Consider the following 15,922-nt stretch of genomic DNA (forward strand, 5'->3'; position numbering starts at 1 on the left):
GGTCACCATCGACCCACCCGGCGCCGACTCCGCCCACCCGGGTCAGGAACCCACGCGGGTCAGACCGGCTGGCCCTCCGCGAGCTTCTGCACGACGGTGATCAGCTCATCCGGGTCGAACGGCTTGGTCAGGTAGTAGTCGACCCCGAGCCTCGACCCACGCCTGACATCGGCCTCCTGCGCCCGTGCCGTCAGCATGATCAGTTTGATCCCGGCCGTGGCCGGGTCCTCCCGCAGGGCGGCGGCCACGTCCCAGCCGTCCATCCGGGGCATCATGATGTCCAAAGTGATCACATGTGGGGCCACCTCGCGCACCATCTGCAACGCGTCGACACCGTCGACGGCCGTATGGACCTCGAAACCTTCCAGCTCGAGGTTGACGACCACAAGCTGACGGATCACCGCGTCGTCATCGACAACAAGGACCCTGGGGGCGGCGGCGTACACACTCGGCAGCTTACGACCACCCGGGCGCACGATCCGAGGTTCCCACCTGGTAGCGTTAGCCCCGTCAGCCCCGAGCCCCCGTAGCTCAGGGGATAGAGCACCGCCCTCCGGAGGCGGGGGCGCAGGTTCGAATCCTGCCGGGGGCACGTACAGCGTTTTCGCGGAAAAAGCGCCGCATGGTCGTTGTACGTAGTGCGGGGGTGTGCACAGCCGCTTCCGCCAGATCGGTAGCCGCCAGCTCGGCGACCTTTGTCGAGGTCACTGGCCGAAATTTTGATCATGATGCCTGCCTCCTGCTTTTCGTGGTCGAGGTGGACGGTGAGTCGCGCGATCTCGTAGAGGCGTCGCTATAACGCCTCAGGTGCCTGGTGGAGCTTCACGTGGAGTTCCGGTAGAGCGTCCAGTGGCATGGCGCGCTGTCGGGGCTGGGCCGTCAGGCTTGGTGTCGTCAACCTCGTCCAATTCCTGGATCCCGGCGAGGATGTCCCCGGCCTGCCTCGACGGGATCATCGTCGCGGTCAGGAACCGAAAGAACCCCAGCGCCAGCAGCACCCGCTCCTGCCCCGCCGCGACCGCCACCGGCGGCGCCGGCATCCGACCAGCAACGCCCGGATCCGCGCCTTGAACGGATCGACCACCGAACTCCGCGCCGGCCGCGAATACCTCGGGGGACCATCCGACGCCAACGCCTTACGCATCGTGTTCCACGCGGCCCCAAGCCGCCGGGCGATCTCTCTGGTCGGAACCTACTCGGCCCGAGCAACCTACGAACCTGCGGGACAGCGGGAAGGTGCGGTCCGGGAGGCGCTGGGATCTGCGAGGTCGACGGGTAGCCGGCCGCTGTGGCATGGGCCGCCAGTCTCGCCGGTATCCGCGCGGGGTCGATGGGGGTCAGGGTTGGATCGAAATCCGGGGGCGCGGGTGGACGGTCGGACCTGCCCGCGAATCGGTCGTCGACGGGGGTCGAACCGCCGATGTCCCGCTGACGGGCGCGGACTCCCAGATTGGCGGGAAAACCGTATCTCCTGTCCGGATATTGGTAGCACGCACGGAGCCTCACCCGCATCGTTAGGGATACCTAACCTTCGTAGGTCACCTCACCTTCGTAGGTCACCTTGCCCGGTTGCGGGCCTCGCTAGGAGAACCGCTATGTCCACTGCGTCGATCAGAGCGCGTTCGCGCACTGGCCCCGAAGACGGCGAGAAGATCAGCGTCGGCCTGATCCTGACTCCGTTGCTTCTGGGCGCCCTCGCCTATGGTGTGCTCGGAACAGTGATCGTTCCAGCGTTGCCGCTGTTCCAACGTGAGCTGCACACCAGTGAGAACGGCGCGACATGGCTGCTGACCGCCTATTTCCTTTCGGCAGCCGCGTCGACGGCCGTGCTGGGCCGGCTCGGAGACATGTTCGGCAAACGGCGGATGCTGCTGGTGACGCTGGGAATCCTCATCTGCGGCACACTGGTGTCAGCGATGTCGGACTCGCTGACCGGCCAGATCACAGGCCGGACGCTGCAGGGCGTCGCGGGCGGACTGTTTCCGCTCGCCTTCGGGATCATCCGTGACGAGTTCCCACCCGAGCGGGTCGCGTCCGGGATCGCAGCGGTGTCCGCGACGCTGGGGCTGGGCTCGGTCGGGGTCATTCTGCCCGGCCTGATCGTGCCGCACCTGGACTGGCACTGGCTGTACTGGATCCCCATGATCCTGACCGTCATCGCCTTCGTGGGGACGTGGGTTCTCGTGCGCGAGTCCCCAGTACGGCCAGGCGGTCGGGTGAACTGGCTCAACACGGCGCTGATGATTGTCGGGATCACGGCTGTGGTGCTGGGTGTCAGCGAGGGAGGCACGTGGGGGTTCTCCTCGGTTCGCACGCTGGCCCTGCTGGTGGGCGGCCTGGTGGTCTGCGGTATCTGGGTCGCGGCCGAGGTGTCCAGCGAGAACCCGTTGATCGACATGCGCCTGATGCGGCAGCGGGCTGTGTGGGCGACCAGCCTGGTCTCCTTCGCCCTCGGCGCGGGTATGTATGCGGCGTTCGCCGTCTATCCGGTTCTCGCGCAGCTGCCCAAGGGCACCGGTTATGGCGCTTCCATGCTCCGGTGCGGGCTCTATCTGCTCCCGATGTCAGTGGGGTCGGCCATATCCACCCCGTTCGCCGAGCGGCTGGCCAACCGCATCGGCGCGGCGCGGACGCTGATTACCGGTGCCCTGATCGAGGGGGCCGGGTTCGGCTATATGGCGGTCTGGAGCTCGCACCCGTACGACATGATCATCAGTCTTGGAGTCATGGGTTTCGGGCTGGGTTTCGCCTTCCCGACGCTGATGACGCTGACCGTGCAGTCCGTACCCGCCGAGCAGGTGGGCGAGACGGCCGGCATGAGCACGGTGGTGCGCATGATCGGCGGCGCGATCGCCACCCAGATCGTTGCCACCCTGATCTCCAGGAACCAGGACAACGGCCTTCCCAACCAGACCGGCTTCGACGCCTCCTACATCACACTGGCGGCTTTCATGGTTGTCGCCGCGCTCGCCGCGCTCGCCGTCAGGGTCCGACGGCCCGACTCCCACGGTGCGGGCCGGGTAACGTCGGAGCCCGTCCCCGTCCCCGAACGGTCCGCGTAACAGCTTGTCGCGTCCTGGTCGGGGGCCCTGGACCCCGACCAGGACGCGGGAGGGCGAGGGCGGCGGCGAACCACACGCTCACGGCCTGCCGTGGCCCGGCCGGTCCTGGTGGAGACGGTTGGATGCGATGTCCGAACTTTCCCAGTTCGTGTCCCTGGAGGACGGCGGCAGGGTCCGCTGGACCCTGATCCACCGTGAGGACGTCGCCCCGCATTCACACGTCGAGGGTCAGCTTGTGTACGCGGCGAGCGGGGTGTTGACCACCACCTCCGAGCGGGGGACGTGGGTGGCGCCCGCGAACCGCATCTCCTGGACGCCGCCGCGCTTCGCGCATCACCACCACGCCTACGGCGCCACCGAGATCCGGCTCATCGAGATTCCGCGAAAATGGTGTGGCCCGATGCCCGATCACCCGACGGTTTTCGGCGTGTCCGGGCTGCTGCGCGAGGCGGTCCTGAAACTCACCAGCGGGGACATGGCGCTACCGGCCCAGGATCGGCTTCTTGGCGTGGTCGTCGACGAGTTGGTCGACCTTCCGGAGGAGTCGCTGCATCTGCCCGCACCGCTCGACGATCGACTCCGGGCGGTGATCGCAATGCTGCAGGGCGATCCGGCCGACTCGGCCACGCTGAGCATGCTGGGCCATGCCGTCGGCGCCAGCGAGCGGACCCTCAGCCGCCTGTTCCAGGCGGAGCTGGGCATGAGCTTCTATCAGTGGCGCACGCTGTTGCGGGTGCAGTACGCGCTCGTCCACCTCGTCGACGGCCGCTCCGTCACCGACACGGCGTTGTTGTGTGGCTGGGCGAACCCCACCAGCTTCATCGAAGCCTTCACCACCGTCGTCGGCCAGACCCCGGGACGCTATCTCAGATCAGCGTCCCGGGCTGGCCACGACAGCTCGCGCTGACCCGACGCGCGCCCTGGCCGTCGGCGAGCCCGGCGATAGATCGGACACTGTTGCACAAACGTCCGAACTCGCGCATGATCTCGTCGGGTAACAGGACGCTCGCAGGCAGGGGGCGCAGCCCTTTCCCGATCAGGGGTTGTCTCCGGCCGTATCAGCAGGAGGACCGTGATGACCACCGTCGAGAACTCGCCGCCGCTACACCTGCCCGCACGGGACATTCCCGTCCCGGTGTCGGTCAGTCCCGAGGCACGGGCGGTGCTCGCCATGCCGCGGCCGGAGCCCACGCCGTTCCCGGCGCTTGAGGATGTGGCCGGCTGGAAGGCGCTGATCGCCGCCGGGAACGAGGGCCTCGCCGCGATGGCGGCGAGCTGGCCGGTCGACCCGGCGCTGACGGTCGAGCAGACCGACGTGGACGGCGTCACCGTCTACGTGGCCACGCCGCCCGGCGCTCGCGACGACCATGTCTACCTCGACTTTCACGGCGGCGGCATGACCGTCGGTGGCGGTCCGGTCTGCGGGCCGATGTCCGCGCGCACCGCGACCCGGGTCGCCGCGCGCGTCTGGGCCGTCGACTACCGGATGCCCCCCGACCACCCGTACCCCGCGGCCCTGGACGACGGCCTCACCGCCTACCGGGCGCTGCTCAAGGAGCATCGCCCCGAGCAGATCATCGTCGGCGGCGGTTCCGCCGGCGCCAACCTCGCGGCGGCCGTCCTGCTGCGGGCCCGTGACGAAGGACTGCCGCTGCCAGCCGCCGTCGTCCTCAACACCCCCGAGCTCGACCTCACCGAGTCCGGCGACACCTTCCAGACCAACGCCGGCCTGTGCGCCGTCCTTCCGGGCAGCCTCATGGCCGCCAACCTGCTGTACGCCCGGGGCCACGACCTCGCCGACCCGTACCTCTCCCCGCTGTTCGGCGACTTCAGCAAGGGTTTCCCGCCCACCCTGCTGACCTCCGGCACCCGCGACCTGTTCCTGTCGAACGCCGTCCGCATGCACCGGGCGCTGCGCAACGCGGGCATCACCGCCGAGCTGCACGTCATGGAGGCCGCGGGCCACGGAGGCTTCCTCGGCTACGCGCCCGAGGACGCCGAGATCGACCGCGATGTCCGCCGCTTCCTCGACACCTACTGGGCGGCCTGACCGGTGGACAGGATCGCTGGGGGCGGAGGGGCGTCGAGGTGGAACAGACCGGCCAGCGCCTTCCCGGCGAACGCCATGATGGCGAGGAATGCCAGGTAGAACGACGACGAACACGGCGGCCATCAGCGTCGATGAAAGTTGCCTCCGAATATGGGCGGTGTCACACTTCGGTCCCCAGATGGGATGTCATCTGGGCTGGTCCGACGCATGCCGCCTGCCACAGGGGCCGGCCTGTGCGTCAGCGTGCCGCTGTCGACGGTGTCAAGCTATGAGTGAATGAGATCAGGAGACATATGTTCACAGGTGGGATTCGGTTCAGCGCGCTCGGCTACCAAACGAATCCGGGGTCGACTCGACCCAGGCGGCTGAGGCCTCGCGCCACTGCGGCCGTGGCGGCCTTGTCCGCGGGAGTGTTGTTGGCGGTGGGTGCCGGCTGCGGGAGCGGGGGCAGCGGGGGCAGCGGCGGCGGGGGATCCACCGCGGATGCCTCGAGCAGCGCGGCATTACTGGGTCCGGTGGCACGGGCTTCCGGTACTCCGGTGAAGATCGGTCTGATCTCGGACGGCAAGGGCCCGTCGGCTGACACGTCGATCGAGCTGCGGGCGGCGGCTGCGACGGTCAGGTTCCTCAACGAGCACCGATCTGGTATCGGTGGTCGGCCGATCCAGCTGCTCACGTGTGAGACGGCGAACGATCCGAACAAGGGCACCGACTGCGCGAACCAGGTGATCGAGCAGAAGGCCGTGGCAGTGGTCGTGGGTGCCTCCGCGGTCTCGCAGCAGATCTGGACGCCGCTGCACGCGGCGAAGATCCCGGTGCTGCTCTTCTCCACGGCCCTCCCGGAGCAGCTCGAGGATGCCCAGTCGACCTTCGCCCTGAGCGACCCGACCGGGGTCACGATCAGTGGGGTCCTGCCGCTGGCCGCCAAGGCGAAGACCAGGAACCTGACCGGGGTCATCATCGACGTGCCACCGGCGCTGGCCCAGTTCAAGGGCACGGGCGCGGCGGCGCTGACGAAGGCCGGGATCAGTTTCAAGGTCATTCCTGTCCCGCTGGGAACGGCCGACATGACCCCTCAGTTGCAGAGCCTGTCCGGCAGCGCACCGGGTGTCATCGAGATCGTCGGGAACGACGGATTCTGCATCAGTGCGTTCAACGCGCTGCGGACGGCCGGTTTCACCGGCCCGTTCTTCGTGAACTCCCAGTGCATCACGGACGCGACCCGCAAGGCGGTTCCGGCGGAGACGCTGGAACGGGTCACCATGAACGCGTCCGCGCCGGTGGGCATCGACAGCCCGTCGACCCTGCTCTACAAGGCCGTCGTGGCGGCCTACGGCAACAACATCAAAGTCGACGACTCCAGTGGCATGAACATGTTCGCGGAGCTGAACGCCTTCCAGGTCGCGCTGGCGGACATCAGGGGCGAGATCACCCCGGCCACGGTCATCTCGACGTTCAAGTCGATGCCGGAGAAGGAGATCCCCGGTAGCGGTGGTCTGAGGTTCCGCTGCAACGGCAAGGCCTACCCGGCCACACCGGCGGTGTGCAGCCGCGGTGGCCTGACCACACAGCTGGACGGCAAGGGCCAGCCGGCCTCCTACCAGATCGTCGGCTACAGCCCGATCCCGTAGGCCGGTGGACGCGCAGGCCCGGTAGGGGTGCGGTCGTATGCGCGGGGATGCGGACCTTCACACCCGTACGCTCGCCACCATGAGTGTGGGTGATGAGGCCGCCGGGAGCGGGGCGCGGACAGCCGCGGCGCCGGAGCGGCTGGTCGTGGCCGACGGCGTCGCGTGGCGGGCCTGGCTCGACGTGAACGAGGACGTCTCCGACGGCGTCTGGCTGGTCCTGGCCAAGAAGGGCACCACGTCGCCGACGTCCTTGCGCTATGACCGCGCGCTGGAGGAGGCGCTGTGCAGTGGCTGGATCGACGGGCAGAAGAAGAGCCTGGACGCTGCCACCTTCCAGCAGCGCTTCACCCCACGCCGGAAGGCCTCGATGTGGTCGCAGCGCAACACCGTCCTGGTGGCGCGGCTGGTCGAGCAGGGTCGGATGCGTTCCCGGGGGCAGGCCGAGATCGAACGCGCGAAGGCGGACGGACGGTGGGACCGCGCCTACCCGGGAGCGGCGACGGCCCAGGTTCCCGACGACCTGGCGGCCGCGCTGGCGGCGTCGCCCACGGCCAGCTCGGGGTTCGCCGCGCTGAACGGCGCCGGGCGCTACTCCGCTCTGCACCGCCTGCTGACCGCGTCGAACCCGGCGACCCGCGCCACCCGGCTGGCGGCCCTGCTCGCGACCCTGGAAGACGGCCGGCCCTGACCTGATCGGAGCGCCGGTCAGGTTGGGGCGTTCCGGCGGAGGCCATGACCGACCTCATTATTGTGGCGGCATGGGATTGCTGGCCGACCTTTTCAAGATCGTGTCCGACGTGCTGACGGGTGGCCGTCACCAGGGTGACGCACCCCCGCGGGAGTCGGGGCGCGAAGGTCGGCGGCGCTCCACGGCGACGCCGAAGGCCCGTCCCTCCGGCACGACTCCATCCCCGGCCTCGGTGGCCGCGCGCAGCCGCCCGGCCGAGGAGCGGACCAGGACGCGGGCGGGGGCAGCAGCAGCCGGTTCGGAGACGGGAGCAGAGGTGTCACCGGGCCAGTCCGGGCCGGATGCCACCACCGAGGTCGATCCCCAGCGCATCGGGTCGGTGCGGATGAGCTACGCGCCGCAACGGGACGCAGCCCCGGACCCCGGCGAGATCGTCTGGACGTGGGTGCCCTTCGAGGAGAACGACGGACGAGGCAAGGACCGACCCGTCCTCGTGGTGGCCGCCGAGCCCGCCGGCTCCTTCCTGGCCGTGCAGCTGACCAGCAAGGAGCACGACGGCGAAGGTGATTTCGTGCCGGTCGGCGCGGGCGAGTGGGATCGCGAGCACCGACCGTCCTGGGTCAACCTGGACCGGGTCCTTCGGGTGCACGAGGGCGGAATGCGCCGGGAGTCGGCGGCCCTGCCACGTGAACCGTTCGAACGGGTCACCGACCGGCTGCGGCAGCGCTACGGCTGGAACTAGAACATGACCGGCTGGTTCCGCGGCCGGATTCTGCATGATGTCCTGGCCTCGCGGGCGAACCACGTTCGCTGGTCTACCAGCTGGACAAGCAGATCGGCGGCTCGTTCGGCGACGTGGAGTTCTACCGGGAGCGGCTGGCCGGCACCACCGGATCGTGGACGTCGATGACCGCTGCCAGACCAGCTGGTGCCGCTACGAACTGTGGCGCGACGGCATTCTGACCGGCTCCCGCCGCGCCCGCCGTCCATGCCTTCCCGCAGTCGTCACCGATCGTGCACACGGGCGTCATCGATCAACCTGATCGTCAGGGAAAAGGGTGGCAGGTCTTCGCCACAAAACTTACCCAGCTAAATGTCACCTATTGTCACCCACTACTCTTCGCGTCCGATTTTCGGCCCGAAATATCACCCACCGCACACGCTCGCCCGTTGTAGACATCGGACGGTAACGCCCGCCGATAAACCGCCGAAATACCCTATCGCGAACGTACGACAGAATGCGCCGCGCGACGACCTTACCATTCACATCGGACGCCCCACTGGGACCCATCCGCGTCCGATGTCAAGACCCTGAAAAGCAGGCCACGTGACGCTGCGCAAGGGTGTCGGACCGATCCGATACGCTTGTTTGTTCACCCACCGGACCAGCAGTCCTTCGATATCGGACGACGTTTCGCACCTGAGCATCCGACCCACGCCCTCTTTTTCACACACCGTTGCCGAAGGGCGCAGCGAGTGGCGACATCTCCGTTGACCGCGGATACCCGCGACGATCAGCGTTTATACAGGCACGGTGTGCGGCGGGCCACCCCGGGTCGGAAAACTGGCGAGACAACTCAGCGTCAAAGGCGGCCAATTGGTGACACTTGGCCGGATAAGCTGTTTGACGGAGACTCTCTCCTCTTTTCACGGCTACCGTCGGTAGTAGCTCACGACCCCGGACACGCGGCGAATGGCGGATGTTCGCCCTGACCGGCGACGGAGCCAGGCGGCGTGGCAAAGCCAGGCGGCGTGGAGAGCCGGACGTCGCGGCGGAACCGGCCCGCATGCGGGGGGCAGGATGGGTCGCGTCGTGGACGAGAGCGGGAGGCAACGGATGGTGATCGTCTCGGGGCGGTTGGTGGTGGCGCCGGAGCAGCGGGAGGCGTACCTGGACGGCTGCGTCAGCGTGGTGGAGCAGGCTCGGCGTGCGCCCGGATGCCTGGATTTCTCGATCACCGCCGACCTGGTCGATCCGGGTCGCATCAACATCTTCGAACGGTGGGAGGCGCAGACCGACGTCGAGGCGTTCCGGGGCGGCGGGCCGAGTGACGACCAGAGCGCCGCGGTGGTGTCCGCCTCGGTGTCGGAGTACGACGTCGCGGGCAGCCGCAGCCTCACCTGACCAGTCAGCCGGGGAGGTCCAGGTCCAGCCAGACGCGGTCACGCAACGCGATGCCGTCGAGGAGGATGCCCGGCGGATACCCGGCGGCCTCGGTGAAGGCGTCGCGTTCGATGGACCGGAGGCGGAATCCGCACCGCTGGTAGAAGCGCAGGTTGCCGATGCCCGCCGCCGCGGTCGCGACCAGCAGGACCCGCGGTGACTCGGCCGCGATCAGGTCAATAAGCGCCTTGATCAGGGCCTGGCCGATGCCCTGGCCCTGGTAGGCGGTCAGCACCGCCATGTTCCTGATCTCCGGTGTGCCGACCGGTGTGCCGACCGGTGTGCCGACCGCGGGGTGATCGGGGCCGTGGCTGTCGTGGTGTTCGGTCGGGACGACCTGGAGGTGACCCACGATGTCCGGACCGATCCGCGCGACCAGCACCCGGCCGAGGGGGAGGTAGGCGTCGAGCAGCGCGGCGGAGTCCTCGGCCAGTTCGAACAGACTACGCAGCGCGCAGCGGTCACCGTCGTACAGCTCGATGGTCGGTGTGCCGCGCTGGCCGGTCATGCGGGCTCCCGGACGAGGATGGCGCGGGTGTACAGCAGGTCGAACCCGCTGCGCTGGGCGTTGTGCTGGGATTTCGAACCCGGCTGGGTGGTGATCACGGCGACCTCGCAGCCGGCCGCGGTGGCATCGGCGAGGCGGGCGGCCAGCAGCGCCGACTGGATGCCGCGGCGGCGATGCGCCGGGACGGTCGCCGCACCGCCGAACTGGGCGATGTCGCCCGAGATCCGCAGGCTGGCGCCACCGGCGAACACCCCGTCGCGCCAGGCGCCGTAGCGCCGAACCCCGACCGCCGCGGCGAGGTCCCGCATGGCGCCGAGGAGGACCTCCCGGGTGAACTCCTCGTGTGCGGCGACCCCTTCGGTGTCCGAGACCGCGACACCGTCCGCCATGACCTCGAGCCACTGGTCGAACGCGTCCTGGCCGCTGGTTCGGATCTCGATTCCCGGCGGGGTGACCGTCCGGTGGGCGCCGTCCAACGCCCGTCCGAGCACGTTCTCGAAGGAGACCAGGCGGTAGCCCCGTCCGGTCAGCAGGTCGGCGACCGCGGGATCGGCGAGCGTGGCGACCTCGGCCTGCACCGGTGCGCCGCGGCTGGCGAAGGCCCGTTCGACCTCCGCCAGGTCGTTCGCCGTCGGCACCACATCGAAGCCGAGCCCGGCGACCTTGTTGAGCGGCGACCCGTCCTCGGCGTAACTGGCCACCCCACCCGCGAGGGGCAGCACGAACCCCACCGCATCACCCGGTGGACGGCGGCGGCTGGCCGCGGCGTTGCCCTGCGCGATCAGCTCCACCTCGGCCCGCTCGATGCGGGCGGCCAGCTCCGGGCCGCAGAACAGCGGCGATCTCCCGGTACCCGCGGGCGTACCGCGGCTGATGGTTGTCATACCGGTAAGTGCGTCCGGCGCTCCCACCGTTACAGGCCGCCGCCGTTGCTTTCTCCCCCGCCCTGTCGGGTGCATGACACCCGCGCCGCCGCCGCCGCCGCCCGCGCCGCGGTGCCGTGGCGGGAGTTCCCACCCGACGACCGGCCCGGTCAGTAGCCGAAGGCGGAGGGACGGCCCTGGGCGCCGTCGACGGTGATGTCGGCGCCGTTGATCCAGGTGGCGCGGTCGGAGAGCAGGAAGGCGACGACGTCGGCGACCTCCTCGGCGTGACCGAGCCGGCCGGCCGGGAAATCCCGGCGGACGAACTCGGCGAAACCGTCCGGGTCCTGCTGGGCGTAGGTCTCCCAGGAACCACCGGGAAAGATGGTGGAGCCGGGGCTGACGGTGTTGAGTTCGAAGGTCCGCGCCCAGTCCTGCGCGGTGGAGTCGAGCAGTCCGCCACCGACGATGCCGCCGACGTTCGCGACCAGCAGGTCCACCCGGCCGAACCCGTCCGCGGCTTCGTCGACGAACCGCTCGACCTCGCCGGGACTCGTCACATCGGCCACGCACGTGAACACGTCGCCACCGACACCGTCGGTCTCTGTGCCACCCACGCCGGTGCCGCTGGTACCGCCCACACTGGCGGTCTTCGGTGCGAGGCTTCGACGGTAAACAGTTACAGAGTGGACACCTTGAGCGTTCGCTCATGTACACCGGGAAACATCTAGCTATTTCGGGGTCAATCCGGCGAACAACACGCGGCGGACGGCGGGCATAGGTTGCCGCCATGGCATCGGGAACGCGTGACCAGGAGCTGGAGTCGGCACTGGCGGCCGTCGGGCCACGGTTGCGGCGGCTACGAGGTGCCGCTGGACGAGCTCGTGGGCTCCCCGCCCACCGGCGACCCGCGTGTGCACGGCACGCCGATCTCCTTCGGTGGCATCACGGCGATACCGCTGTCGCGCCGGCCCGGCGGGATTCAGACGTTCAAAATGATTCTTCCCGCCGGCAGCCAGTGACGGGAGCCGGACCAGAAAAGCCATGACGGATACGAATGGCTGTTCGTGCTCGGTGGCCGGCTGCGGATCGTCCTCGCCGAACACGACTTCGTGCTCGGTCCCGGTGAGGCGGCCGAGTTCGACACCCGGGTGCCGCACTGGTTCGGCGGCGCCGACGAGAATCCCGTCGAGATTCTCAGCATCTTCGGTCCGCAGGGCGAGCGGGTCCACCTCCGCGCCCGCTCCCGCCCGACGTCCACCGCCGGCCACCGCGGCTGACGCCGGGATCAGCCGGTGCGCCGCAGCCGCACGACACTGTCGGTGCGGGTGCCGGGCACCCCCTCGGGCGACGGGACGCTGGGGACCACGACGGCACGGGCCGCGACGACGGTCCAGCCGGTCAGGTCGAGGGAGGCGACGGTCTCCTCGGGGCTCGGCGGGTCGAAGTGCGGCGGCGGCTCGGTCATCCAGGACGGAGCGCCCAGGTGACCGATGATGATCAGGGTGCCGCCCACGGCCACCGCCGTGGCCGCCCGGCGCAGGATCCGCTCACGGTCCAGCGCGACCGGGGAATGCAGGTAGGCCGTGGTGACCAGATCCCAGGCGCCGGTGGGAAAATCGGTGTCGAGATTGTGGGCGGACCAGCGGATCCGTCCGTCGAGGCCGAGCGCCCGCGCCGCGGCGGCCCCGCGCGCCAGCGCGGTCGGGGAGATGTCGACGGCATCGACCTGCCAGCCCTGACCCGCCAGCCAGATCGCGTCGCCCCCCGTGCCACAACCAAGATCGAGTGCGGTGCCGGACGCGCCGGAGCCGCCGGAGCCGCCGATGGGGCGCTCGGCCAGCTCGTCGACCAGGGCCGGATTGGCCCGGCCGCTCCACGGCTGACCCTCGGAGTAGAACCGCTCCCACAGCTCGGTGGGGTCGGTCGCGGGATCGACGTCGTGAATCCAGTGCCGGCCGGAACTCCCCCCCTGACCACCGTGGTCATGGCCGTCGTGACCGGCATGGCTCTCGTGACCGGCGTGACCGGCCACCGTGTCGCCATCAGCTACTGCTTCGTTCATGGTTGACCACCTCCACCGGTAGCGTGCCGACCGTGCGACCAGGACGGCAAGAAAGTTTGCCGAAATGGCAAGGGAATGCCTGCGCGGCGCCGCCTCACCGGGGGCGAGCGGTGCGCAGGTTCTCCTTCTTGGCCTTGTTGCCGCAGGTGTTCATCGAGCACCAGCGGCGCTGCCCTGGCCGGGAGCCGTCCAGGAACAGGGCGCGACAGTCGGGGCCGGCGCATTCGTGCACGCGGGCGAGCGCGGGCGAGGCGACCAGGTCGAGGGCGTCCCGGGCGATCAGGGCCAGGGTCGCGGCCACCGGGTCGTCCGCGTGCCAGGACAGGCCGAGGGCGTCGTCGAGCCGGGGCGCCGGCACCGGCCAGGCCGCCACCGCGTTGACGATCTCCCGCGCGGACGAGGAGCGCTCGACGGTCCCGGGCGGTTGCGGGTGACCGTCCGAACCGCGGGCGGCCGCGATCAGCTGGTGGACGGCCTCGCGCAGCTCGCGGGCCTGGGCCGCCCGTTCGTGCGACACCGGCCGGGGGTCGGGCGACGCCGGCCACGGGCCGAACCGGTCGAGCCAGGCCGCCACGGCGGCGGCGTCGGGCAGCTCCTCGACCTGGGCGGAGGTCCCGCGGTGGCGCAGCGTGCGGATGAGGTCCAGGCACAGGCGGCCCGACCCGGACCGGAAGACGTGCCCGACGGATGCGGAGGCCATTGCCCGACGGTACGCCTCGACGAACTGGTCTAACTGGTACCTTCAGAACCGCTATAACCGGTTCATAATCCACGGGAGGCCGCATGGCGGACAGGCCGGACGGCACACTGTCACCCAGAACGATCTTCCTGTTGGCGCTGTCCTGCGGCGTGTCGGTGGCGAACATCTACTTCCCGCAGGCGATCAGCCCGCTCATCGCCGACGGGCTGCACGTCTCGGACGCCCAGGCGGCCCGGGTGGTGACCGCGAACCAGGCCGGCTACGCTGTCGGGATCTTCCTGCTGGTCCCGCTCGGCGACCGGATCGCCACCCGCCGGCTCGTCGGCACCCTGCTGGGCCTCGTCTCGGCGGGGCTGCTGGTGGCCGGCACCGCACCGAGCCTGCCGGTGCTGGTCGCGGCGAGTGCGCTGGTCGGGGTGACCACGGTCGTCCCGCAGATCATCATTGCCACGTCGGTCGGGCTCGTACCCGAGGCGCGTCGGGGGGCGGTCACCGGGACGCTGCTCTCCGGCCTGCTCGGCGGAATCCTGCTGGCCCGGACGTTCGGTGGCGCGCTCGGGACGTGGCTGGGGTGGCGGGCGCCGTATCTGGTGGCGGCGGCGCTGATGCTGGCGCTCGCCGCCGCGCTGACCGGCGTCCTGCCGACGGCGCGGCCGGCGTCCCGGCAGCGTTACCCGGCGCTGGTCGCCGCCGCGCCCCGGCTGCTGCGCGCGGAGCCGGCGCTGCGCCGATCCTGCCTGTTCCAGAGCGCCGCGCTGGCCGGGTTCAGCGCGGCGTGGACCAGCCTCACGCTGTATCTCACCAGCTCCGCCTACGGCCTCGGGACGGTGTCGGTCGGGGTGATCGCGCTGGTCGGGGCGGCGAGCATGCTGGTCACCCCGCGGGTGGGGCGACTCGTCGACCGGCGTGGGCCGGGTGTCGTCAGCGTCGCCGCGATGGGTGGCAGTCTCGCCGCGGCCGCCCTGCTGCTGACCGGCTGCCTGGGCGGTGCGCTCGGGCTGATCGGGCTGACCGCCGGGATGCTCCTGCTCGACGTCGCCGTCCAGTCCGGGCAGGTGGCCAACCAGTCCCGGGTGTTCGCGCTCGCGCCGGCGATGCGCTCCCGCCTCAACACCGCGTACATGAGCTGCGTCTTCCTCGGCGGCAGCGCCGGTTCGTGGCTCGGCGTCACGGCCTACGACCAGCTCGGCTGGCCCGGCGTCTGTCTGCTGCTCGCCGGGTCCGCGACGCTCGCCCTGCTCGCCGCCGCCACCCTCGGCACCACCGCCGGACCGCGGGCGTCGAAACATCCGCGGGTGTCGGATGGGTGCCACCCGACACCCGCCGAACCGGCGTGGCTGCCAGACTCGGTGCCCGCCGCCGACGTCGACGACCGGCTGGACGGCCAGGTACACCGGTTGGACGGCCAGGTACACCGGTTGGCGCCCACGGGTCGCGAACGGCCGGGGTGAAGGGGATACGGGTGGACTGGGAGCTGCGGACCTGTGCGCGCAGGGGGCACGTCACCTACCGGCCGGACGGGCGCTGCGGGACGCGACCGTCCCGCGGCTGCTCGCGGCGGAACGGTTCGTCCGGGCACTGCTGATGGTGCTGATCGGAGATGCCATCCTGCGGTTTCGCCGGTCCGAGGGGCAGGTGCAGCAGCCGAACATCTGCGCCATCTGATCCACACGAAGCCGAACACTCTGCTGCTGGTGGCGTGCCTGCTGTTCGGTTATGCGGCGGTGCAGATCGTCGAGGCGGTCGGGTTGTGGCTGCTCAAACGGTGGGGTGAGTACTTCGCGGTCGTGGCGACCTCGGCCTTTCTGCCGTTGGAGGTCTACGAGCTGACCGAGCGCATCACGGTGCTGCGGATCGGGACGCTGGTCGTCAACATCGCCGCCGTCGCCTATCCGGTCGCGAGCAAGCGGTTGTTCGGGGTGCGGGGTGGGGCGGCGGCGTTCGAGGCCGAGCGACACGCCGCGTCGCTGCTCGAGGTGGAGGACGCCGCGCAGGTGGCGCACGTTAGGACCGAGGAACCAGGCGCATTTCCGCCGGATGTACGCGTACAGCACTAGCCGGGACGATACAGTGCGCCATCTGGCCGACGGAGCGAGATCTTCCCTGGTAGACAGGGAACATCGAGTGTCAGAAGTCGTCCGAGACAGTGCCGCACCGCCCAGGAGGGCCGATCCGCGCGATACGCGAACAT

General features: G+C 69.8%; 15 protein-coding genes, 1 tRNA gene and 1 pseudogene. 11 read left to right on the top strand and 6 right to left on the bottom strand.

Features of this window, described 5'->3' with window-relative positions; all coding sequences use genetic code 11:
- Window positions 1-59 precede the first annotated feature (59 nt).
- Window positions 60-446 carry a response regulator transcription factor gene (locus MXD61_RS20235; RefSeq protein ID WP_163547719.1) on the bottom strand — a complete coding sequence of 129 codons (387 nt, stop codon included), beginning with the start codon at window positions 444-446 and terminating at the stop codon, window positions 60-62.
- A 74-nt stretch (window positions 447-520) separates the two neighbouring features.
- Here MXD61_RS20235 and MXD61_RS20240 point away from each other — a divergent pair.
- The 8 genes from MXD61_RS20240 (at window position 521) to MXD61_RS20275 (ending at window position 9,556) form a co-directional block, all read left to right on the top strand.
- A tRNA-Arg gene (locus MXD61_RS20240) sits at window positions 521-592 on the top strand.
- Window positions 593-1,595: 1,003 nt separating this feature from the next.
- Window positions 1,596-3,062: an MFS transporter gene (locus tag MXD61_RS20245; protein ID WP_248815030.1), complete on the top strand. Its 1,467-nt coding sequence runs from the start codon at window positions 1,596-1,598 to the stop codon at window positions 3,060-3,062.
- Window positions 3,063-3,189: 127 nt separating this feature from the next.
- Complete coding sequence (locus MXD61_RS20250; protein WP_248815031.1) at window positions 3,190-3,969, top strand: helix-turn-helix domain-containing protein; 780 nt, start codon at window positions 3,190-3,192, stop codon at window positions 3,967-3,969.
- Window positions 3,970-4,137: 168 nt separating this feature from the next.
- Complete coding sequence (locus MXD61_RS20255) at window positions 4,138-5,112, top strand: alpha/beta hydrolase (RefSeq protein ID WP_248815032.1); 975 nt, start codon at window positions 4,138-4,140, stop codon at window positions 5,110-5,112.
- Window positions 5,113-5,651: 539 nt separating this feature from the next.
- A complete protein-coding gene (locus tag MXD61_RS20260; RefSeq protein WP_248815033.1) occupies window positions 5,652-6,743 on the top strand; it encodes an ABC transporter substrate-binding protein in 1,092 nt (363 codons plus the stop codon).
- Between the two features lie 79 nt (window positions 6,744-6,822).
- Window positions 6,823-7,431, top strand: a complete 609-nt coding sequence (locus MXD61_RS20265; RefSeq protein WP_248815034.1) for a YdeI family protein — start codon at window positions 6,823-6,825, stop codon at window positions 7,429-7,431.
- Between the two features lie 316 nt (window positions 7,432-7,747).
- Window positions 7,748-8,173 carry a type II toxin-antitoxin system PemK/MazF family toxin gene (locus MXD61_RS28980; RefSeq protein ID WP_374629281.1) on the top strand — a complete coding sequence of 142 codons (426 nt, stop codon included), beginning with the start codon at window positions 7,748-7,750 and terminating at the stop codon, window positions 8,171-8,173.
- Between the two features lie 1,095 nt (window positions 8,174-9,268).
- Window positions 9,269-9,556, top strand: coding sequence for an antibiotic biosynthesis monooxygenase family protein (locus MXD61_RS20275; RefSeq protein ID WP_251080306.1), 288 nt, complete (start codon window positions 9,269-9,271; stop codon window positions 9,554-9,556).
- Window positions 9,557-9,560: 4 nt separating this feature from the next.
- Here the strand turns inward: MXD61_RS20275 and MXD61_RS20280 are convergent, their stop codons facing one another.
- The 3 genes from MXD61_RS20280 to MXD61_RS27740 form a co-directional block, all read right to left on the bottom strand.
- Complete coding sequence (locus tag MXD61_RS20280; RefSeq protein WP_248815037.1) at window positions 9,561-10,103, bottom strand: GNAT family N-acetyltransferase; 543 nt, start codon at window positions 10,101-10,103, stop codon at window positions 9,561-9,563.
- Window positions 10,100-10,939, bottom strand: coding sequence for a GNAT family N-acetyltransferase (locus tag MXD61_RS20285; RefSeq protein WP_374629283.1), 840 nt, complete (start codon window positions 10,937-10,939; stop codon window positions 10,100-10,102). The genes MXD61_RS20280 and MXD61_RS20285 overlap by 4 nt, the downstream gene beginning before the upstream one ends.
- 197 nt (window positions 10,940-11,136) lie before the next feature.
- Window positions 11,137-11,583, bottom strand: a complete 447-nt coding sequence (locus MXD61_RS27740; RefSeq protein WP_248815039.1) for an SDR family NAD(P)-dependent oxidoreductase — start codon at window positions 11,581-11,583, stop codon at window positions 11,137-11,139.
- A 164-nt stretch (window positions 11,584-11,747) separates the two neighbouring features.
- Here MXD61_RS27740 and MXD61_RS28985 point away from each other — a divergent pair.
- Window positions 11,748-12,246: pseudogene (locus MXD61_RS28985) on the top strand (cupin domain-containing protein); the annotation flags it as partial.
- 8 nt (window positions 12,247-12,254) lie between these two features.
- On the opposite strand, the gene MXD61_RS20305 reads toward MXD61_RS28985, so the two are convergent.
- Together MXD61_RS20305 and MXD61_RS20310 are read right to left on the bottom strand one after the other, a co-directional pair.
- Window positions 12,255-13,031 (bottom strand): class I SAM-dependent methyltransferase, encoded by a 777-nt coding sequence (locus MXD61_RS20305; RefSeq protein ID WP_248815042.1) that lies wholly within the window; start codon window positions 13,029-13,031, stop codon window positions 12,255-12,257.
- Between the two features lie 94 nt (window positions 13,032-13,125).
- Complete coding sequence (locus tag MXD61_RS20310; protein ID WP_248815043.1) at window positions 13,126-13,731, bottom strand: ABATE domain-containing protein; 606 nt, start codon at window positions 13,729-13,731, stop codon at window positions 13,126-13,128.
- 83 nt (window positions 13,732-13,814) lie between these two features.
- On the opposite strand from MXD61_RS20310, the gene MXD61_RS20315 reads away from it, so the two are divergent.
- Complete coding sequence (locus MXD61_RS20315) at window positions 13,815-15,182, top strand: MFS transporter (protein WP_248815044.1); 1,368 nt, start codon at window positions 13,815-13,817, stop codon at window positions 15,180-15,182.
- 243 nt (window positions 15,183-15,425) lie between these two features.
- Window positions 15,426-15,788, top strand: a complete 363-nt coding sequence (locus MXD61_RS20320; RefSeq protein WP_248815045.1) for a DUF2127 domain-containing protein — start codon at window positions 15,426-15,428, stop codon at window positions 15,786-15,788.
- Window positions 15,789-15,922: the final 134 nt, after the last annotated feature.

Origin of the sequence: Frankia sp. AgPm24, assembly GCF_023243055.1 — a bacterium.
Classification (GTDB): domain Bacteria; phylum Actinomycetota; class Actinomycetes; order Frankiales; family Frankiaceae; genus Frankia; species Frankia umida.